This is a genomic window from Kosakonia arachidis, assembly GCF_900116535.1.
GTDB classification, from domain to species: domain Bacteria; phylum Pseudomonadota; class Gammaproteobacteria; order Enterobacterales; family Enterobacteriaceae; genus Kosakonia; species Kosakonia arachidis.
In genome coordinates this window covers 71,016-91,014 of the sequence record NZ_FPAU01000001.1, presented here as the reverse complement: position 1 = coordinate 91,014, position 19,999 = coordinate 71,016, and the positions used below count along the sequence as shown (strand labels likewise).

Below are 19,999 nucleotides of genomic sequence, written 5' to 3'. Positions count from 1 at the left end.
CTTATCTTCATGCATTCACCAGCTCCGGCCATAAACGCAGCGTGGTGTCGATAATCTGCATCAGCTTTTCCCGCGTCGCACCTTCCCGCGCGCTGACCGCCATCCCCTGCACAATACACATTAAGAAATGCGCAATAACTGGCAGATCGCCGTGCGACGGGATCTCGCCGCGCAACTGGCGCTGCTGCAAAAACGTCAGCAGGGTCTGTTCCTGGGAGGCATGCTTTGCCCGGATCGCCCCGACGATAGGCTCAGCCGACGCGGATACGGTGGCAGACGTGTTAATCAAAAAGCAGCCCGCTGGCGTGTCGCTACGGGTAAAACAGCTGGCGACCGCTGTGAAATAATCCCGCAGCGCCTGGGTTACGCTCTTCTCATCACAAAACAGCGTCGCCCGGTGTTTCGCAATAAAGCGTGCCATGTAGCGGTCGAGAACCGCCATGAATAACCCTTCTTTATTCGTAAACTCCGCGTATAACGTTGGCGCTTTCGCGCCGGTAGCTTCTGCCAGCTCAGCCAGCGATGTAGCTTCATAGCCATGCTGCCAGAACAGCATCATCGCCTTGTCCATCATTTCCGCTCTGTCGAAGACTTTCGGTCGTCCACGACTTTTTTTCGTACCGCATGTGACATCGGTTGTCATGGTTCCTCCCTTGTCCACATGAATTTAATTAATAATCATTATAAAAACATTGCAACGGCGATGACCAGCGGAAATTTTAAAAAAAATTCACCTCATAACAAATTGAATAATAAAACCTTTATATTTATTTTAATGATCACTATAAAAATAATATTGACGAGTGATGCAGATCACATTTATGATTTACCTATCGATCGTTAAGTTAATACTTACGACGCCCAAACAAACAATTTTAGAAAGGTAAATCACATGAAACGCATTCAATCCCTGATCGCCGTTGCAGTCCTTAGCTCCCTCTCTTTCGCCAGCATGGCTGCGGTAGAAGTTCAGTCTTCTCCGGCTAACCAGCAGAAAGTGGGCGTGATTTCCGCCAATGCCGGTACCAACCTCTCTTCGCTGGAAAGTGAACTGGCGCAGAAAGCCGATGAAATGGGCGCGAAATCGTTCCGCATCACCTCAGTAACCGGCCCGAACACCCTGCACGGCACTGCGGTTATTTACAAATAAGACGCTGACTGGTCACCGTGACCCGCCGCAACAGAAGATTTTAGATTCGGGCAATAACGCCCAACACGAATGAGAAATTTAAGGAATAACACCATGAAAACTTTCAATACTATCGCTATCGCTGCTGCACTTTCTGCTCTCTCTTTTGGTGCTTTCGCCCAGACCGTTACGGCAACCGGCCGCACGATGGATGATGCAGAATCCGTGATTGCCGCCCAGGCGCAGAAAGAAGGTGCGTCTTACAAAATTATTGAAGCCAATACCAATAACAACGTACACATGACCGCTGAACTGACTAAATAAGTTTGTTGCGATGTTCTGTGTGAGAGGCGCCTTCGGGCGCTTTTTTTATGTCTGCGGAGGCGACGCGAATGTCATTAACCAGCCCGGACGCCGACATCATGTTTCCGCGACAGGAGAGTTAGTTACAGGAGAGTTAGTTTTATAAAACAACTAGTTACTACGCATCCTAACAATGCCAATGCAACAGATTGACACTCACGTGAAAGCACCGTCGCCAGGCATAAAAAAAGGCTGCCGGGCAGCCTTTACGCATTTATCGGGGCTGACACTTCAGCCAGGCGATAAGTTTTATTCAAAATACACCGTCGGATTTTCGGCCAGCGAAACGTATTTCTTGCTGTTTTTATCCAACGTACGGATTTCGCCACTTTCAATATCGTAAACCCACCCGTGCAGACGCAGCGCGTTGTCACGAAGCCCGACGGCCACAGAAGGATGCGTTTTGATATTGTTCAGCTGCGCAATCACGTTCTCTTCAACCATCGCATTGACTTTGTCGGTCTCGTTTTCGAAAGTTCTTTTCTCAACAACGGCTTTTGCCGCATCTGAATAGTGCAGCCAGTGGGCAACCGCTGGCATTGGCTCCAGGCTCTGTGCAGTAGCGATCGCTTTCATCGCGCCGCAGTTGGAGTGACCACAAATCACGATATCCGTCACGCCCAGCGCCACAACCGCATATTCGATTGTCGCTGATACACCACCCGGCTCCGGCCCGAACGACGGCACGATATTACCGGCATTGCGGATAACGAAAAGCTGACCCGGTTCTTGTTGCGTTACCAGCTCCGGCACCAGACGGCTGTCTGAGCAGGAGATAAACAACGCTTTCGGGTTCTGGCTGGATGCCAGGCTACGGAACAGCTCTTTACGTTGCGGGAAAATTTCTTTCTGGAAGCTGAGGAAGCCTTCAATGATATGTTGCATAGCACGTTCTCTTTTTTCGGTATTTATATCGGGTTGAGAAAAACCTCCCGCCAAAAGTCCCGCATCTTGACGCAAATTGCAATAGCTCTCTTTCAGCATCTCTTTTTGCGTCTCGTCAGCTCACGGCGAGGCGCAGGCCAAGATTGGCGGGATAAGGCGCGAAATAGTTCTGTGTTTGCAGGTAACTGTCAGGATGTTCCGCCAGATAGTGTTGCAGCAATGTTAACGGCGCAAGCAGTGGCAATAACCCAAGCCGATAATTGGTGATCACCGACAGCAGTTCGGCGCGCTGTCGGCTGTTGAGCTGCCGGGTAAAATACCCCTGAATATGCATCAGCACGTTGGTGTGATTCTTGCGCGAAGCGACATGCTTGAGGATCGCCATAAACTGCTCGCGGTAAGCGACAAAGAAAGCGTCCAGATCTTGCCACTCGGCGAGCCGGGCCACAAAAGGCCCGATTTTGCGGTAGCCCCCCTGATGATGAGCCAGCAACTGAAGTTTGTAGCGGCTGTGAAACGCCAGCAGATTGCTGCGGGTTAACCCCTCTTCACGCAGCGCATTCAGCTCACGCAACGCGAAGATCCGCTCGACAAAGTTCTCGCACAGCAATGGATCGTGCAAACGCCCGTCCTCTTCTACCGGTAGCCACGGGTATTTTTTCAGTAGTGCAGCGGTAAACAACCCGGTGCCCTCTTTGCGCCCGCGATGGCCCTGCTCATCATACAGCCGTACGCGTTCCATCCCGCAACTGGGGGATTTAGCGCAGACAATAAAGCCGGATAAGTTACTGACGGAAGGCAGAAAACGCTCGGCAAAGTCAGCCATTTTGGCCGTAACATCTTCTTGCGGATCGTGGCTAAAACGCATGCGGGTGTCGCCATCGGTCGTCTGGATCAGACGCAGCGCCGGACGAGGAACCGGCAGACCGATGGCCATCTCCGGGCAGACAGGCTTAAACGTAACCCACTGCGCCAGTTCATCCATGACAAACCCCATGCGCTTATGTCCTCCGTCGAAGCGCACGGCGGATCCCGTCAGACATCCGCTAATCCCAATCATGGGTTGATGGTTCATAAATGCCCCCAGCGCTTAACAGGTATAAAAAGCGTTTCTTTAAAAATTACACAACAAAGCATATTTGTCTAAGTTTTATAGATGAAATTTATAAATAAACAAATATTACAAAGCGTTATGAAAAATAAAAAAATTAAGCTAACGGGCGTATTTTTAAAGGGTAATCACGTCGAGGGAGACAACCTGCTGCCACTGCGTAATCTGTTTTTTACGCGCGGCGGTCAGCTTTCCGCTGGTTACCAGCAGCCATTTGCGCTGCGGGAAGATTTCGGGTGCCAGCATTGCCGGAGGAGACGGGAGAATATCAATACGCTGCCCCTGTCCGGTCCGCAGTAACGCTTCAAGCCAGATTTCACAGGGATCGTTAAGGTGCCAGCCAGTGAGCAGATAGGGTTCGCCGGGCGCTTTTCTATCCCCTTCCAGACAAAACGCCGTGTAGGAGATAATGATGCCATCGAGAATTTCCCTCAATGTCATCATCGCTGCAACATTCGCCGACACCAGGCCGCGCAGCGGACGCAACACTTCGTGTACCAGCTCGCTCCTTGGATATTCACGGCCTGAGTTATAAATGAGCTGACGCAGGGATTCGATTTTGCCCTCTTTCAGATGCTGAAGCATCGTCTGCTGAAGCGTCAGCCAGTTATTCGCCTGACGGCTACCCGGACGCGCCAGTAGAGGTTTCACCTGGCTGACCGGCACACCTTTTTTTACCCAGTCGAGGATTTTTAGCGCCTGCTGCACATCGTCATCGCTGTACACCCTGTGCCCACCTTCAGTACGCATCGGCTTGAGCAGACCATAACGGCTCTGCCATGCACGCAGCGTCGTGGCGGGGATCCCGCAAAGCCTGGCAAATTCGCCGATCGAGTAGGACATGGGTTGCGCCTGATGAAAAAGAATAACGCTCAATATATCACGGATATTTTCTTGTTGAATGAAGCACCTGCCCGTCAGCTGGAGTGCCGTTCCCCTTTTCTCGTTGCTGTCGCGCTAATCCAAAGGATAGCACTGCGTCCAGTTGTAATTGATGCGGGCCAGTTTCAGATTGCCAGCAACATCACCATAATCACGCCCCTGTCGGGCGAGGAAGAATTCTCGCAGCGTCTGCGGCAAGTATGTTGCGCCGTAACGTAACAGTGTGCTGTGCCAAAATAACGGCGGCAAGGGTGACGCCGGGTGCCTGGCAAGCAACGTGTCCCGCCATGTTGAATGCAAAACTTGCCGGCAAAAAGCGTGGCGCATCGCCATCGCCCGTTCATCAGCGATACCCGCCAGCAATAGCTGACCGGGTAACGCCACCAGCCGTAATGCATCTATGTTAATTGTCTGAGCAGCATAGCTCTCCCAACACGTTGTTAAGTGATGGATTTTCTCCGGTAAAGGCTCCCCCTGTTCATAGAGCGGTAATGTCAGGGGTAAAAAGGTGAAATGAAATCCTTCAGCGGGCAGGATATCCGCTAACGGATCGCGCCCGGCAAGTTGCTGCAAATCATCAAGCAGCGCCCTGACCTGCACAGGCATGTCGGGTTGTATCCCTGCGGCCAGCGCAAGCCTGCACGGATCGTAATACGCGCCGCGTGGCTCGCCGATATCGCGGTTGATCCGCCACTGTGCAAGGGTTTGTTGGTTTGTCGAATGGTAGAGAGCATCCAGTTCGCGGTTAATCATCTGGCATCCCGTCGGCATAAAAAATAATGTTAGTACAAAGGTATGCCTGGCGGGTATCGCAACGCTTACCCGCCAGCAGAGGGTTATTCAGGTGATTTTATGGCTCGCGCCACAGGGCGGGCTACCGAAGAACGAACGTTTATCCGGTACCCGATAGCGTACACCGGCAGAGAATTTATAGCGGAACGGAGAACTGAAAACACGCGCCCTGCTGTTGTGGCTCAACCAGTCGGATATCCCCGCCGTGAAGCTGCAAAATACGGTGCACAATCATGAGCCCCAGCCCGCCCGCGCGGTGTTTGTTGGTGCTGAGAATTGACGGCCGCACAAACAGGCTGTCTTTTAGCTCCGGCGCAATGCCCGGCCCGGTGTCTTTCAACTGTACAATGACCTGTTCGCCGTTTTTCCACAGTTTAATCTCAATGACGCCGCCTTCCGGCGTGTGGCGGATAGCATTATCCATCAGGTTCGTCAGCACGCGCTCAATCATGCCCAAATCGGCATTCACCAACGGAATACCCGGCGTGATATCTGCCAGCAATTTCTGCCCGCGTGTTTCGGTCGCCAGCTCAAATTTCTGAAATACGTCCTGCACCAGTTCGCTCAGGGAAAACGGCTCTTTCTGCGGCTTCACCACGCCATATTCCAGGCGCGCCAGTTCAAATAATTCCAGCGCCAGACGCCCGACTTTTTTACTTTGCATCAGGGCAATATTCAGATACCGCAGCCGGTCTTCGTTACTCAGATGATCTGATTTCACCGACAGCGTTTCGAGATAGCCGTGCAGTGAGGTCAGCGGTGTCCGCAAATCGTGGGAAATATTGGCGATAAATTCACGGCGCTGCTGATCCTGCACCTTCAGACTTTGCCATTGCTGGTCGATGCGTTTTGCCAGCGCGACAAACGCCAGTTGCAACTGCGACACTTCATCGCGCGGCGCACCGGCAGGCGTCGGACTTTTTGCCAACGCCTGAATGGCGTCCATTCCGCCGCTGTCGAGTTGCGCAATCTGCTGCGTCAGTTTACGCACCGGATGCGTCACCCAGCGAAACGCCAGCGCCCCCGCCAGTAAACCGAACAGCGCCACCAGCCCCATGGAACGTAGCGCCAGCGCAATGGAAGACTGGTATTGCGCGTTGCTGGTCAGCGCAGTGTATTCATCACCTAGCAGCACAATATACACATAACCTTTGGTCACACCGTTCTCTTTGAGCGGTGCCACCGAGAACACCTGACGGGTTTGTGGATCACGCGGATTGTCGCCGAAAACCGGCATATCCGCGCCCTCAAGCAGCGCGTTAACCGGCATCAGATCGACTTTATCGGTTTTCAGACGCCCTGCCGGTGCCGCGTTGCTCACAATATTGCCGTCTTTATCCAGCAGATACACTTCCACACTCGGGTTCACCGCCATCAACTGATCAAACAGCGAATGCACGGCTTTCGGATCCCAGTTGCCCTGGCTGAGTAGCGGATTATTGGCCGCAATCTGCGTCGCCAGATTCGCGGAAAGCCGCTGGATAACCGACTGGCTGTACTGATTGCTGGAACGCACCTGCATGTAGCCGGAAAGCGCACAGCAGGCGATAAGCAGTACCGTAAACACCAGGGTCAGTCTTTGCGCCAGCGTGAAATTTTTCATGATTTACCCTTGCGCGTCTTCAGCAGAGGACACGAATTTATAGCCTTTTCCCCAAACGGTCAGAATGCGTTTCGGCTCGGCCGGATTGGCTTCTATCTTGATGCGCAGCCGGTTGATATGCGTGTTCACCGTATGTTCATACCCTTCGTGCTCATAGCCCCAGACCTGATTTAACAGGCTCAGGCGCGAGAACACTTTGCCGGGGTTTTTGGCAACGAAGTACAGCAAATCAAACTCACGCGGCGTCAGTTCTACCGGCTGATGGTCGAGCATCACTTCGCGCGCAATCGGGTCAATAACCAGCCCGGCAAAACTCAGCGTTCCGGCATCCATTTTCAGGTTGCGGCTCATCGCTTCCTGACGGCGGAACAGCGCTTTCACCCGCGCCACCAGTTCCAGCATGGAGAACGGTTTCGCAAGATAATCATCGGCTCCCAGTTCCAGCCCGAGCACGCGATGCACTTCGCTCGAACGGGCGCTGATAATGATGATGGGTGTGTAGCGCGTCATGTTGCGTGCACGGCGGCAGATTTCCAGCCCGTCCACGCCGGGCAACATCAGATCCAGGATCAACGCATCCCAGCCGCCTTTTTCCAGATGGGCGATGCCCAGATTGCCGTCCGGCGCATGCGTAGTTTCATAACCTTCGTCACGCAAATGCAGGCTCAGCAGTTCCGCAATATCCCCATCATCTTCAACGATAAGGATTTTTTTTGTTTTATCCATTTTGTTATCCCACCGTGTGGCGTCCTCATATCGTTTGAGTCTACACAAGCAATGCCCCCTGAGTTATCACATTTTATTTAACTTTGCGTGAGGTTTCGGGGAACAAATCTGCTCAATACTCGCTACATCACAGGGCAGTTGGCGGAAACGCATCATGACAATTCCCAGAGAAATCCCTCCGGCCGCGGCGCAAAAACCGGCAACGATCCATCCTTTATGGCTGCGTCTTGCACATTGGCTGAATGCGCTGGCGGTGCTGATTATGGTGACCAGCGGCTGGCAGATTTATAACGCGTCGCCACTGTTTGATTTTGATTTTCCTTCCACCGTCACCCTGGGCGGCTGGCTGGGTGGCGCGATCCAGTGGCATTTCGCTGGGATGTGGCTGTTCGGTTTTAACGGCCTGTTCTATCTGCTGATGAACATTCTGACCGGCCGGATGAAACGAAAATTCTGGCCGCTGACGCCGCACGGCATCTTCAACGATTTGCGTGCTGCCCTGCGCGGCAAGCTGCAACACAACGATTTACGCCACTACAACATGGTGCAACGCGCGGCGTATGTATTCGTGATGTTCGACGGCATCGTATTGGTGCTTTCCGGGCTGGTGGTATGGAAATCGGTACAGTTTCCATTACTGCGCGAACTGATGGGCGGCTACGACACCGCGCGTTACGTCCACTTTTTAGCGATGGCGTCGTTAGTCGGGTTTGCCGTGCTGCATTTAATCATGGTGGCGGTGGTGCCGAAAACGCTGATCGCCATGATCCGCGGACGTTAAGGGCCGAAGATGAAGAACACAATCAAAAAGATTTTCAGCACGTCAGACAGTGAAGCGATTGTGCAGGAAGCTAAAAAACAGATTATCCGCGAACTGGACGTCCCCTCGCGCCGCCTGTTTTTACAACGCGGTCTGACGCTCGGCGGCATCGCCATGCTGACCGGCTGCGACATCAGCGATAATGCCAGCGTGGAAACCGCACTGGGGAAAATTTCCGGCTTCAACGACCGCGTTCAGGGCTGGCTGTTTGGCTCAACGCGCCTCGCACCGGTATATGCCGAATCAATGATCACCCGCCCGTTTCCGTTTAATGCGTTTTACGCCGAAGACGATGCTCCGGACGTTGACGGGCTGGCCTATCGCCTAAAAATCGCTGGTCTGGCGTTGGATAAACGCGAATGGTCGTTGCTGGCGCTCTACAAAATGGCGCAGGTCAGCCAGGTGACGCGGCATATCTGCGTGGAAGGCTGGAGCGCAATTGGCAAATGGGGTGGCGTACCGTTTGGTGATTTTTTACGGCTGATTGGGGCTGACCTCACTGCGGAATACGTCAGTTTCAAATGCGCTGACGAGTATTACACCAGCATTGATATGGCGACAGCGCTGCATCCGCAGACATTGCTGGCGCTGACCTACGACGGACAGATTTTACCGCGCAAATACGGTTTCCCGATGAAACTCAGGATACCGACCAAGCTCGGTTACAAAAACCCCAAACACATCGAAGTAATTGAAATTACCAATAAATTCAGTGGTGGCTACTGGGAAGATCAGGGCTACAACTGGTTTGGTGGAAGTTAGAACACACGACGATGATCCCGATAAAACACCACAGAGAAAGGAATACCCCATGAAAAAGTTAACGGTAATAATGATGTCTGCCTGTCTGATGATGGGCGCAGTGAGCACCACCTACGCCGCAGACGCGATGACGAAAAAAGACACTATGGGCCATATGTCCAAAGACTGCATGAAAAAGGACAGCATGAGCAAAGACTGTATGTCGAAAGACAAAATGTCTAAAGACCACATGTCCAAAGACGCAATGAAGAAAGACACCATGTCGAAAGAAGACATGTCGAAAGATGGCATGAAAAAAGATGCCATGAGCCAGTAACTCGACGCGTCATTCGATTTAGAGTGAACGTAAAAATCGGGATAGAGGCTGATCTCACGATCAGCCTCCTCCCACACCACCGTACATACGGGTCCGTATACGGCGGTTCGGTTATGTTGATCGTCGCCTTCCTATAACTCTGGCAGGCCCCGTCTGATGAACAGGATATTGGGGAGGGCTATACTCAGCGACGGGCTACAGCTTATTCGCCATTACTTATGGCAACTCCCTACCGTTTGCGCTGCAAGGTCTTTGCTTATACCTCGACTTCGCAGTTCTATGCTCCCATCACGTCCATGAACGTCACACGATCCGATAATCTGCGATCCGCCATCGTCTTTTAAAATCAGGTGTACAGGTACAGCCATTTTTTACGCTCCTTGTAATTAGTCATATAGCCATTTCCCGGCTTTAGCTGACGCGATCAGCATACCAATAGTGAAATCTGGAACGGGTACGGGTTCCGTTTTCTTGAACGGATTCCATGAAAACGGGAGATTGGGAAGCAACAAGGCATTACGAACGATCTGAAATTCCGATGCGTTATAGAGCGTTACAGACCCCCACGGAACTGATCTTACCCACTATTAGCGCTGTCTACTGGGAAGTTAAGCCCATGGCTAAAACCAATCACCTCAACACTTCCTTCTCTATCCTGAACGTCAACGGAACCTTTGATTAGCGCCCTCCATCATCCATTAACCATATATAAGCGGGGATCGGCATTTCATTTATTCCTTGTTTTACTCATTAACATTTTTGTTGATAAATAAATTATTAAAGCGATAACTAAAATAATGATCCAATCAATATACGAAAATGTGTCATACATAGAATCAGCGTTTACACTGCCGTATAAAAAATCACATATCTGACTGGCAAAATCATAGTTGATATAAGTCTCCGGACCAGGTAACAGATGCCCCACTCCAATAATGATAAGTATGAAATAGCAAAATCTGGCAGTTTTACGGACAAGTTTTGTTATAGCCACCAGCGATTACCTCAATCCATCCACGCGCCATGAGAGAGCGCATACAGGGAACCTGAATTAAAGAAGTATTAATTAATGCACGGTGAATTTTTGCATAATCTGCGTTATTGGCAATGGTGATGCAACCTTCTGATACGTGCCCTGGATGTAATCTGAAGTTGCCCCGTTTCACACCTTCGAACCAAGTGTAATCGTCAATTCCTTTGTCATCGCGCCACAATGCAAACCAGTCAGACTTGCCAAAGGCGCGGCGCCCAGCAACGCTATTAAAGAAGTCACTCACCTCACGCTGCTTCTGAGAGAACCAGTTACCCTCAAGCCGATCAACAATCCAGTATTTGCCCGGTGGGATTGGGCCGCCAGAAGCTATTGATCCGCAGCCCCCTTTGTTTCTGTATACCCCTTTTCCAGAATGAGCCATAAATACGCCCACGCCATACAACTCAAAAGGCACATAATCTGCACCGTTTAATACCAACTTCCCTTGTAGCGCCATTTGGTCCCTCGCGTAACCGCCATTTATCAATGGCTATTTGGGGATATTAAAGTTAAACGGCCAGTAAACAACCAACGAAATTAAACTCTTTTCAGAATATAGAATCACCACAGGTTAGCAGGTAATTACCCCAAAAAACCAGCGCATGCGTTGCACTTCGGGTTTCAGGATGATAATCAACAGATAGGCATCGGGATCCATCGCACCCCGGCAATATACCAAATGCGCCTGATCGTTGGTTCGTTTGAACTGACGTAAAAACTCAGGGAATGGTGCATTACCATTAGCGAGGTGGATGTGGGCCACCCGGTCTTCTTTTACCAAGGGACAGGTGCGGTCATCATCATAAGGCGCATCACGACCAAAGGCATCTGGCAACATATCATCCCTTTTTTTGTCTCCATACAATGCACAACAAAAATTGAAGTCTGTTATGAGTACAAGCCATACAACAAGCACACGTTAAATAGCTGATATCGGGTCGCTGATCCGCTTATAAGCTGGCGCACGACGGCCAGCTTATGGCGATGTTATCCTCCAGGTGCGGATCGCGCTTCTCCGGGGCAATTTTCTCCGGGGAATGCTGGTTAATCCGGCGGCGGGCGGTAAAGCACAGTGTGCAGTACGGGCGGTAACGGCTGCTTCATTCCTGTTCCTCCCCGTCGAGCCAGCGCTGGTTGCAGCGATCGATCACGGCATCGAGTTGATCCGTCATCAGGTAAATCAGGGAAAGAAGTTGCAGACGCTCAGCCGGATCGCGGCGGGCGGTCGCCTTGTCCTGTTCCGCTGCCAGCTCGCTGACCAGATGGCCGATATTGCGCAGGTGTTCGAGATGTCTGAGATCGTCAAGGGTTAGGATGGGCTGGCTCATGCGTACACCTCCGCAACCGGCAGGCGAGCGATGTGTTCACCAGCGGCAAGAGTGCACAGCATACAGACACGCGGTTTACGTACGGAGCGACAAACGGCAGCGAAAACAAAGATAAATTTCGGGTGAGACAGGGTGAGGATCGTAGCCATAAGGGCACCTCCTTGAAGTAGTGTGAAAAACTACCACCGGAAACGCCAATTTCACTGGTGGCAGCCCGAACGGGGTTGGCGTAACCGGCCTTCAAGGGTACCGGCCAGCCCGAAGGCTGCCCCGCCCGGACTGCCATTATCTGAACGAAGCCATGGTGCAAAATTAGACACCACAGCCCGGAAAATGGGTGAGTCTGAGCCACGACACAAAAAAACACGCCTGGCGCGTGTTGTGTCGCCTTGAAGTCATTCGGAACGCCAATTCCGGCTGCCGATTTTGCGACAGCGGCAAAACTATACCTGGAAACGCCGAAAAGAAGCAAGCCAGAAAAAGGGCATTTTGCAGACAGGGCAACATTATGGGCAACATTATGCGTCACAACCCCGATTACGCGCAGCAATGCGACCACTTAACCCGGGAATAATTTCACTATGCTGCCAGGAGACATTTTTGCCGCCGAGGGAAACTGTTATGGAAAGGCAGTGCTGGTCGTGAGCTGGCGGAGAACTTCACCGGTCTGATTGCTGACCTGGAGACGGACAACTTCCGCGCCATGCTGGAGGTTCAACGGAGCACACACGCGCCTAACCGAGGATCAGCCGATAATAGGAGCAAATCAAAAACCTAACCACTTGATTTATAAATGTTTAATATTAAGAATCCATAAAAATGCCCCCAAATATGCCCCCAATAGTTTTTTATTTTAGAAATACTACAAGACGGGGTACGCCTTGTAGTTAATGATTCTAAGGTTCTTCAGTTACATAAAACTTATGGTCACGATCCAAGAAAACGACATAAAAAGTATTACTATCGAATGGCTGAGGAAGGTCTATAGTTTCAGCACAGTTGAACCCCTTAGGAACAATAAATCCAACTAGCCTTACTAAATTTTCTAATCGGAATCTTGCCCATGAAACATCATGAGGAACATGTTTTGGATGAATAAAGTTACTTTTCTTAGGGAAATCACCATAAATTTCGAAAACTTTCAACCCCCCTCTCCCGACTCTTTGATGGCGCCAGTATTCTAAAGAAGAACCTGAATAATTTTTCAATTTATCCATCAATTTAATCAGTTCATTATGAGACCAATCCTGAAAATCTTGTCCGTGTGGTTGGGTACAATCAAAAAATGAAAAGTTAAACTTGCAACGCTCGACAATCTCTCCTGACTCAAGACTAATAGAAGGTAGGCTTTCAAGAAAAGCCAATTTCCTTTTATTTGTAAACTCCTTGGCGCTCATAATTTAGGCACCCCACCAATTTTACCTTCATTATAAATAGGTGCAATCGCTCGTCCGTGCCTTAATATATCCCCACCTATCTCATCCAAACGATAGCAAAAACATTCATTATTCTCTTTATTAACCAAATAAGTCCTATATTTACTCAGTTTTTCAAGAACTTCAGTAATATGTGAAGTAAATATAAACTGTGCATCTAGTGGATTAGTCTCTCTGGATTCAAATAACTCTAGCAACTTAGGTAAAATAAAAGGATGACAATTTAGATCAAACTCATCTAAAACCAAAACACTGCCCAATGACAGAGCTCGCCAATAATGATTTAATTTGACATATAGAGATTTCGTTCCACTTGATTGATCATATATCGTTAATCGGAACTTCTTGTTCCCAACCCTGTGCTCGAACATTGGGAAATAATATTTTTTGCTATTTTCATCTACTCCCTCGACAATATCAACATCGCTTATCCCCAAGTCACTTTTAACAATGATATCCTTTACAAAATTAAAAGCCTTTTTATTTTTAAAATAATATTCTGATACAGATCTAATGCTATCTGAATCCAGAGAAAAATCTTTAAGCCCTGTATAACGGACATTTGTAATAAATGAAGAAAAAAAGATAAATACTTCATTTAATATTTTCAATGGTTCATCAAATTTATAATGAAATGCACTACTAATCAGTGAAGCATTATCTTTTAAAGAAATGATTTTCACTTGGTTGATCTCTGATAGGCAATCAGAGATCTCATTCCCCTCTCTAATAAAGACAGGAATCTTTCTTGTTTTTTTTGAATCCCCTTCGCTTTTATTGCTTTTCCTGAATAATCTCTCATAGATAACTTTATTGACAGTTACAGCTAGTTCATAGGTATAAACATATTCGCCATAAAGAAATTCAATATAAAACTCAGAAGGAGATTTATTATTAAAGTATGGATCTGCATCAATCGTTTCATCTTCTTTTGAATAAAAAGAATATGAGCAAAATGAAGAAAGAAAGTAAAGAGCTTTTAATAAATTAGTCTTACCTGCACCGTTAGCACCTTTTACTCCTAGTATCGTGGCAACGTTACGACCATATGACACATCTTTAGGCACCCTACCATTAAGGAGGAAAGAAACGTTAGCCCCTTCCTTGAATCCAAAATAATTTTTGAAACCATATGAGTAAATCATGACAACCCCAATAAATGCTCAACACATCGCATTTTCGCACTAAATAAAGTTAAAGAATAACTAAATCATAGCATAACATAAGATTTAGCGACAAAAAAGTCGCGAAGCTAAGATAAGACTCATAAGTGAAAGGCATCAAAACTGATATCCTATTAGATCGCTTTCACTCGGAAGTACATATGCCATAGCCACGCTATTGGATGCCATCGTTCTGCTGGCGGATCTATCAAGACAGTGTGCTAATCGCGCGCACTTGAATGCGCTATACACCACTCATAAAGTACACACAGACATACCACCGCATTTCTATTAGCGTAACCTTGCCAAACATGCACAAAACGCACCCCAGAAAAATAAAAACATCACAGACAAAAACGGCACTACACCGCACCCGCCTGCCACTTTCATGGCAGTAAAATTTTTCAGTTTTGTTTTTCTACAAACCGGTAAGCCAGCCCGCGCCAGTGCTGGCTCTCTGGCATCAAAACCGGACTGAAAAAATTGAAACTGATTTCAGTTTTTTTCAGTTTCTGCACTTTCAGGACTGGCGATAATTTTTTCAGGCGATTGTTTCAGAAGGGATTTTTAATTTTACGTCACTGTCCGGCAAGAAATAACGCCAAATACGAAATAATAATTTTATTAAATTCAGTCAGTTATTAAAGGAGCATACTGAAAAAGTTGCATCATAAATAAGCAGTACCGGGCACTTGTATCGCCTCCCGGTCTGCCGCCGTTAAGCCCGTTTTTTTGCCTGAAGAGCGCTTTTTCGCGATCCTGTTCCGGCAGGGCATCAATCAGTTCTTTTACCCTTCAGAGCGCTGGGGCTGATGGTAGATGTGCTGGTGCCGAATCACCTGACGCAGCATGCCATGCAAATCGACTCATTCCTGGCGGGGAATGGCACAAATATGGCACAAGGCGCTTTTGCAGAACTGGTGAATATCGCGTGAACCCGCGTGGTTAGTAGTGCGATAACAGGAAGTTGAAGTGGTGCCGATAATAGGAGTCGAACCTACGACCTTCGCATTACGAATGCGCTGCTCTACCAACTGAGCTATATCGGCCCTGCGATGTGTTCACGAACGTGAATCACGGGGTAGAAGGTTAAAACTAAGCGAGTGATGCGTCAATGCCCTTGGGAATCAAACGGCTACTTTTGCACCATACTGCTTCATTTCTGCTCGGTGGAGCATACTGTCGCGGGTAGATTGCCGATATTTTCAGCTGTCGCGCCGTTTTTGTATACCGTCACCGCAGGCATATCGTCGCCGGATCAAACGGGCGGTACATCATAACTGGATGTACCGCCCGTTTTATTTATGCGCGAACGGTATTGTCGCCAAAACCAATCCACTTATAAGTCGTCAGCGCTTCTAAACCCATCGGGCCACGCGCATGCAGCTTCTGCGTGCTGACAGCCACTTCCGCACCAAGGCCAAACTGGCCGCCATCGGTAAAGCGCGTGGAGGCGTTCACATACACCGCGGAAGAGTCCACTTCATTGATAAAGCGGTCTGCATTACGCAGCGTACGGGTCAGGATTGCGTCGGAGTGCTGCGTACCGTGCTGGCGAATATGATCGATAGCCGCATCCAGATCGGCCACGACTTTCACATTCAGATCCAGCGACAAAAACTCGTCGTCGTACTGCTCCGCTCTCACGGCTTCCACTTTTGCCGGGCCGCTTTTCAGCAGCGCCAGCGCCTGTTCATCGGCGTGGAGCGTAACGCCGCTTTCCGCCATCTGTTTGCTTAGCGCAGGCAGAAAAGTCGCTGCAATGCCCTGATGCACCAGCAGGGTCTCGACGGTGTTGCAGGTGCTTGGACGCTGCGTTTTCGCGTTGACGATCACCTTCAGCGCCGGTTCGATCTCGGCAGACTCATCCACCACAATATGACAAACACCAATGCCGCCGGTGATCACCGGGATGGTTGACTGCTCGCGGCACAGCTTGTGCAGACCCGCACCACCGCGTGGGATCAGCATATCGATGTACTTATCCATGCGCAGCATTTGATTGACCAGCTCGCGGTCCGGGCTTTCAATCGCCTGCACCGCACCGGCAGGCAGGCCACACTCTTCCAGCGCCTGCTGAATCACTTTTACCGTGGCCGCATTGGTACGCCAGGTTTCCTTGCCGCCGCGCAGGATTGCCGCGTTACCGGTTTTCAGACACAGCGAGGCCACGTCCACGGTCACGTTCGGGCGCGCTTCATAAATCACGCCAATAACACCCAGCGGTACGCGACGGCGCTCAATGCGCAGACCGCTGTCCAGCAAACCACCATCAATTACCTGGCCGACCGGATCGGCCAGTTTGCAAACCTGACGGACATCATCGGCGATCCCTGTTAAGCGTGCCGGGTTCAGCGCCAGGCGATCGAGCATGGCTTCGCTCAGGCCGTTGCGACGCGCTTCCAGCAGATCCTGTTCGTTCGCCTCCAGGATCTCGTGCGACTGCGCTTCCAGGTAATCGGCGATTTTTTCCAGTACGCGATTTTTTTCGCGGCTGGAGAGCAATGCCAGCTTATATGATGCTGCTTTCGCAGCAATGCCCATTTGTTCCAGCATACTTCTGCTCCTTAACGGGTAATCATGTCGTCGCGGTGAACGGCGACAGGGCCATACTCATAGCCCAGAATGGCGTCGATTTGCTGCGAGTGATGCCCGGCAATACGGCGCAGTGCATCGCTGTTATAGCGGGTTACGCCGTGGGCGATATCGCGCCCCTGCAAATTACAGATGCGGATCACTTCACCACGCGAAAAGTTGCCTGTCACGCTTTTAATGCCTTTCGGCAGCAGGGAACTCCCCCGTTCGAGGATCGCACCGGTAGCCCCTTCATCGACGGTAATCTCACCCGCAGGCGGTGCGCCGAAGATCCAGCGTTTGCGATTTTCCAGCGGCGACGCTTGCGCGTGGAAACGCGTTCCCACGGAGATCCCCTCCATCACATCGCCAATCACGCCCGGTTTGCTGCCTGCGGCAATAATCGTGTCGATCCCGGCGCGACAGGCGACATCGGCAGCCTGCAATTTGGTGCCCATTCCGCCAGTACCCAGGCCAGAGACGCTGTCGCCCGCAATGGCACGCAGGGCATCATCGATGCCGTAAACGTCTTTAATCAGTTCCGCATCCGGGTTGTTACGCGGATCGGCAGTAAACAGCCCCTGCTGATCAGTCAGCAGCAGCAGTTTATCCGCACCGGCCAGAATCGCTGCCAGCGCAGAGAGGTTATCGTTGTCACCGACTTTGATTTCCGCCGTCGCGACTGCGTCATTCTCGTTAATCACCGGCACGATATTGTTATCGAGCAGCGCACGCAGTGTGTCGCGAGCATTAAGGAAGCGCTCTCTGTCTTCCATATCCGCGCGGGTCAGCAACATCTGCCCGACGTGAATACCGTAAATAGAAAACAGTTGTTCCCATAACTGAATCAAACGGCTCTGCCCGACTGCCGCCAGCAGTTGTTTGGAAGCGATGGTGGCGGGTAATTCCGGATAGCCCAGGTGTTCGCGCCCGGCGGCAATCGCTCCGGAAGTCACAATTACAATACGATGCCCGGCGGCATGCTGCTGCGCACACTGGCGCACCAGTTCCACAATATGGGCGCGGTTCAGGCGACGGGAACCGCCCGTTAAAACACTGGTGCCGAGTTTTACCACCAGCGTCTGGCTGTCACTCATGATTCTCTGCCGTTTTTAAGAAAAAATAAGAAATATCGATAGTCGTCAGACGTTGTAACAGGAGTCGCGGCGATTGCCAACCGTCAGTGCAATCAGGCCACTTTTTTGTTGTGCGGGATCAGCCACCGTAACGGTAAATTTTGACGTTTTTATTGCAAACACACTCAAACACAACTTTTTAAATTTATTCTTAATTTGTCATAAATATTTAATTTCTGAGCGATAAAACCCTTCATGTTTTTTCACGGGGTATATGCCCAGCGAATATTAGCGCGTTAGTTAAATCAGGAATCAAAATGAAAAAGAGCACTCTGGCATTAATGGTAATGAGCGTTGTCGCTTCTACTTCTTCCGTTCACGCAGCAGAAGTTTATAACAAGAACGGCAACAAGCTGGATGTGTACGGCAAAGTGAGAGCCATGCACTACTTCAGCGACGATACCAGCAACGACGGTGATAAAACTTATGTTCGTTTCGGTTTCAAAGGTGAAACGCAGATTAACGATCAACTGACCGGTTTTGGTCGTTGGGAAGCTGAGTTTGCCGGTAACAACGACGAAACCAACAACAACAATGCTACAAGCAGCCAGAAAACCCGCCTGGCGTTTGCTGGCCTGAAAATGAAAGACATCGGTTCTATCGACTACGGTCGTAATCTGGGCATATTGTACGACGTGGCTGCCATAACCGATATGTTCCCGGAATTCGGCGGTGACGGTCTGGCCCGTAGCGATGACTTCATGACCAAACGTACCTCTGGTATTGCGACTTACCGCAACACTGACTTCTTTGGCCTGATCGACGGTCTGAATATGTCCCTGCAGTACCAGGGTAAAAACGAAAGCAGTCGTGCTGTTAACAAACAAAACGGCGACGGCTGGGGTACTTCTCTCTCTTATAACTTCGGCGGTAGCGCATTCAGCCTGATTGGTGCCTACGCTAACTCTGACCGTACCACCGCGCAGAATACTGCAGCGTTTGGTCGTGGCGAGAAAGCTGAAGCCTGGGCGACTGGCGCGAAATACGATGCAAATAACGTGTACGTCGCCACTATGTACGGCATCGCTTACAACATGACGCCAGTCTCTGCCGCATCTTCCACCGGTCTGGGTTCAGGTTTTGCTAACAAAACTGAGAACTTCGAAGCAGTAATCCAGTACCAGTTCGACTTCGGTCTGCGTCCGTCCCTCGGCTATGTACTGACCAAAGGCAAAGATATGGAAAAAGGGATTGGCGACGAAGATCTGGTTAACTACATCGATGTTGGCGCCATTTACTACTTCAACAAAAACATGTCTGCAATGGTGGATTACAAAATCAACCAGCTGAAAAACGACAACAAACTGGGCCTGGCGAATGACGACGTTGTTGCCGTTGCCATGACCTACCAGTTCTAAGTTTTTGAACCCGTAACACCCTCGTTATATTAATGCCCTCGACTGAGGGCATTTTTTTAACTTGCTTCTCTTTAACCTGCTTCAGGTTACAAACCGGCCAGTGCCAGAAACCCGATACGTGAAAGGCGGTCGGGCCTTTTTTATTCAGAGAGATTTACGCGGGGAGTTTCAACGACGCTTTGAAATTATCGGCAGGTTCCAGCTTCAGCTCTAAGGACGCCAGCATCTTATACGCCCGTTCGTGGAAATCACGTAGCGTCTGTTCGAGGCGATCGACCACTTCCTGGTCTTTAATGGTCGTCGGCTTCCAGTGCCCTTCTTTATCAAACAGGCCAAACTGATAACGATAGGTAAAACGTGTTTCCTGCGCTTCCATTTCCATCCACCATCCCCAAAACTCGCGTTTCTCCGGCGCTGGTTTTACGTTGACGCAAACAGCCAGGCAATCAAAGAAAAAGCGGTTATCTTCGCACTGCTCTTCGCGGATATAAGGCCCAAGCGCAGTAAATTTTTTAACCAGTCTGCTTTTCGGATGTCCACTCGGTAACGTCATTGCGATCTCCTTTTGTGAAGCAACTGTTT

At 49.9% G+C, this 19,999-nt stretch carries 21 protein-coding genes, 1 tRNA gene and 4 pseudogenes; 7 read left to right on the top strand and 19 right to left on the bottom strand.

What is annotated here, in order from left to right:
* Positions 1-7: 7 nt before the first annotated feature.
* A complete protein-coding gene (locus tag BM427_RS00425; RefSeq protein WP_090118306.1) occupies positions 8-643 on the bottom strand; it encodes a TetR/AcrR family transcriptional regulator in 636 nt (211 codons plus the stop codon).
* Between the two features lie 249 nt (positions 644-892).
* On the opposite strand from BM427_RS00425, the gene bhsA reads away from it, so the two are divergent.
* Together bhsA and BM427_RS00410 are read left to right on the top strand one after the other, a co-directional pair.
* Entirely contained in the window at positions 893-1,150 is a 258-nt protein-coding gene (gene bhsA / locus BM427_RS00415) for a multiple stress resistance protein BhsA (RefSeq protein WP_090118304.1), read from the top strand.
* Positions 1,151-1,243: 93 nt separating this feature from the next.
* Positions 1,244-1,453 (top strand): YdgH/BhsA/McbA family protein, encoded by a 210-nt coding sequence (locus BM427_RS00410; protein ID WP_090118303.1) that lies wholly within the window; start codon positions 1,244-1,246, stop codon positions 1,451-1,453.
* Between the two features lie 288 nt (positions 1,454-1,741).
* Here BM427_RS00410 and BM427_RS00405 read toward each other — a convergent pair whose 3' ends face one another.
* From BM427_RS00405 to BM427_RS00380, 6 genes are all read right to left on the bottom strand, one after another.
* Positions 1,742-2,377 carry a carbonic anhydrase gene (locus BM427_RS00405; protein ID WP_090120621.1) on the bottom strand — a complete coding sequence of 212 codons (636 nt, stop codon included), beginning with the start codon at positions 2,375-2,377 and terminating at the stop codon, positions 1,742-1,744.
* Between the two features lie 115 nt (positions 2,378-2,492).
* Entirely contained in the window at positions 2,493-3,452 is a 960-nt protein-coding gene (locus BM427_RS00400; RefSeq protein ID WP_090118302.1) for a YbgA family protein, read from the bottom strand.
* A 153-nt stretch (positions 3,453-3,605) separates the two neighbouring features.
* A complete protein-coding gene (locus BM427_RS00395; RefSeq protein ID WP_090118301.1) occupies positions 3,606-4,331 on the bottom strand; it encodes a MerR family transcriptional regulator in 726 nt (241 codons plus the stop codon).
* A 114-nt stretch (positions 4,332-4,445) separates the two neighbouring features.
* Positions 4,446-5,123: a hypothetical protein gene (locus BM427_RS00390; protein WP_090118300.1), complete on the bottom strand. Its 678-nt coding sequence runs from the start codon at positions 5,121-5,123 to the stop codon at positions 4,446-4,448.
* Between the two features lie 175 nt (positions 5,124-5,298).
* Positions 5,299-6,765 carry a sensor histidine kinase gene (locus BM427_RS00385; RefSeq protein ID WP_090118299.1) on the bottom strand — a complete coding sequence of 489 codons (1,467 nt, stop codon included), beginning with the start codon at positions 6,763-6,765 and terminating at the stop codon, positions 5,299-5,301.
* Between the two features lie 3 nt (positions 6,766-6,768).
* The gene (locus tag BM427_RS00380) at positions 6,769-7,491 is read right to left on the bottom strand and encodes a response regulator transcription factor (protein WP_090118298.1); all 723 of its coding nucleotides are present in this window, start codon (positions 7,489-7,491) and stop codon (positions 6,769-6,771) included.
* A gap of 154 nt (positions 7,492-7,645) precedes the next feature.
* Here BM427_RS00380 and BM427_RS00375 point away from each other — a divergent pair, with 154 nt between their 5' ends.
* The 3 genes from BM427_RS00375 to BM427_RS00365 are packed head-to-tail and all read left to right on the top strand — an operon-like array spanning position 7,646 to position 9,389.
* Positions 7,646-8,272 carry a cytochrome b/b6 domain-containing protein gene (locus BM427_RS00375; protein WP_090118297.1) on the top strand — a complete coding sequence of 209 codons (627 nt, stop codon included), beginning with the start codon at positions 7,646-7,648 and terminating at the stop codon, positions 8,270-8,272.
* A gap of 9 nt (positions 8,273-8,281) precedes the next feature.
* Positions 8,282-9,073 carry a molybdopterin-dependent oxidoreductase gene (locus tag BM427_RS00370; protein ID WP_090118296.1) on the top strand — a complete coding sequence of 264 codons (792 nt, stop codon included), beginning with the start codon at positions 8,282-8,284 and terminating at the stop codon, positions 9,071-9,073.
* 49 nt (positions 9,074-9,122) lie between these two features.
* Positions 9,123-9,389 (top strand): pentapeptide MXKDX repeat protein, encoded by a 267-nt coding sequence (locus tag BM427_RS00365; RefSeq protein WP_090118295.1) that lies wholly within the window; start codon positions 9,123-9,125, stop codon positions 9,387-9,389.
* Between the two features lie 386 nt (positions 9,390-9,775).
* On the opposite strand, the pseudogene BM427_RS00355 reads toward BM427_RS00365, so the two are convergent.
* The 8 genes and pseudogenes from BM427_RS00355 to BM427_RS00320 form a co-directional block, all read right to left on the bottom strand.
* A pseudogene (locus tag BM427_RS00355) lies at positions 9,776-9,892 on the bottom strand (DUF1493 family protein); the annotation flags it as partial.
* An 83-nt stretch (positions 9,893-9,975) separates the two neighbouring features.
* Positions 9,976-10,115: pseudogene (locus tag BM427_RS25875) on the bottom strand (type VI secretion system tube protein Hcp); the annotation flags it as partial.
* A 242-nt stretch (positions 10,116-10,357) separates the two neighbouring features.
* Positions 10,358-10,879, bottom strand: coding sequence for a DUF2778 domain-containing protein (locus BM427_RS00345; protein WP_090118293.1), 522 nt, complete (start codon positions 10,877-10,879; stop codon positions 10,358-10,360).
* A 144-nt stretch (positions 10,880-11,023) separates the two neighbouring features.
* Positions 11,024-11,272, bottom strand: a pseudogene (locus tag BM427_RS00340) (type II toxin-antitoxin system YafO family toxin); the annotation flags it as partial.
* A 250-nt stretch (positions 11,273-11,522) separates the two neighbouring features.
* A complete protein-coding gene (locus tag BM427_RS00335) occupies positions 11,523-11,750 on the bottom strand; it encodes a hypothetical protein (protein WP_090118291.1) in 228 nt (75 codons plus the stop codon).
* Positions 11,747-12,249: pseudogene (locus tag BM427_RS00330) on the bottom strand (host cell division inhibitor Icd-like protein). The gene BM427_RS00335 and the pseudogene BM427_RS00330 overlap by 4 nt, the downstream one beginning before the upstream one ends.
* Positions 12,250-12,646: 397 nt before the next feature.
* Positions 12,647-13,147 (bottom strand): hypothetical protein, encoded by a 501-nt coding sequence (locus BM427_RS00325; RefSeq protein ID WP_090118290.1) that lies wholly within the window; start codon positions 13,145-13,147, stop codon positions 12,647-12,649.
* On the bottom strand, positions 13,144-14,331 hold the full coding sequence (locus tag BM427_RS00320; RefSeq protein ID WP_090118289.1) for an AAA family ATPase: 1,188 nt from the start codon (positions 14,329-14,331) through the stop codon (positions 13,144-13,146). The genes BM427_RS00325 and BM427_RS00320 overlap by 4 nt, the downstream gene beginning before the upstream one ends.
* A gap of 830 nt (positions 14,332-15,161) precedes the next feature.
* Here BM427_RS00320 and BM427_RS26200 point away from each other — a divergent pair.
* Positions 15,162-15,284 carry a hypothetical protein gene (locus tag BM427_RS26200; RefSeq protein WP_280116128.1) on the top strand — a complete coding sequence of 41 codons (123 nt, stop codon included), beginning with the start codon at positions 15,162-15,164 and terminating at the stop codon, positions 15,282-15,284.
* 38 nt (positions 15,285-15,322) lie between these two features.
* Here the strand turns inward: BM427_RS26200 and BM427_RS00305 are convergent.
* From BM427_RS00305 to proB, 3 genes are all read right to left on the bottom strand, one after another.
* Positions 15,323-15,398, bottom strand: a tRNA-Thr gene (locus tag BM427_RS00305).
* Positions 15,399-15,651: 253 nt separating this feature from the next.
* Positions 15,652-16,905, bottom strand: a complete 1,254-nt coding sequence (gene proA / locus BM427_RS00300) for a glutamate-5-semialdehyde dehydrogenase (RefSeq protein WP_090118288.1) — start codon at positions 16,903-16,905, stop codon at positions 15,652-15,654.
* Positions 16,906-16,916: 11 nt separating this feature from the next.
* The gene (gene proB / locus BM427_RS00295; RefSeq protein ID WP_090118287.1) at positions 16,917-18,020 is read right to left on the bottom strand and encodes a glutamate 5-kinase; all 1,104 of its coding nucleotides are present in this window, start codon (positions 18,018-18,020) and stop codon (positions 16,917-16,919) included.
* Positions 18,021-18,316: 296 nt separating this feature from the next.
* Between proB and phoE the strand changes: the two genes are divergently transcribed.
* Positions 18,317-19,417, top strand: coding sequence for a phosphoporin PhoE (gene phoE / locus BM427_RS00290; protein WP_090118286.1), 1,101 nt, complete (start codon positions 18,317-18,319; stop codon positions 19,415-19,417).
* Positions 19,418-19,571: 154 nt separating this feature from the next.
* On the opposite strand, the gene crl is transcribed toward phoE, so the two are convergent.
* Positions 19,572-19,970 (bottom strand): sigma factor-binding protein Crl, encoded by a 399-nt coding sequence (crl, locus tag BM427_RS00285; RefSeq protein WP_090118285.1) that lies wholly within the window; start codon positions 19,968-19,970, stop codon positions 19,572-19,574.
* Positions 19,971-19,999 lie beyond the last annotated feature (29 nt).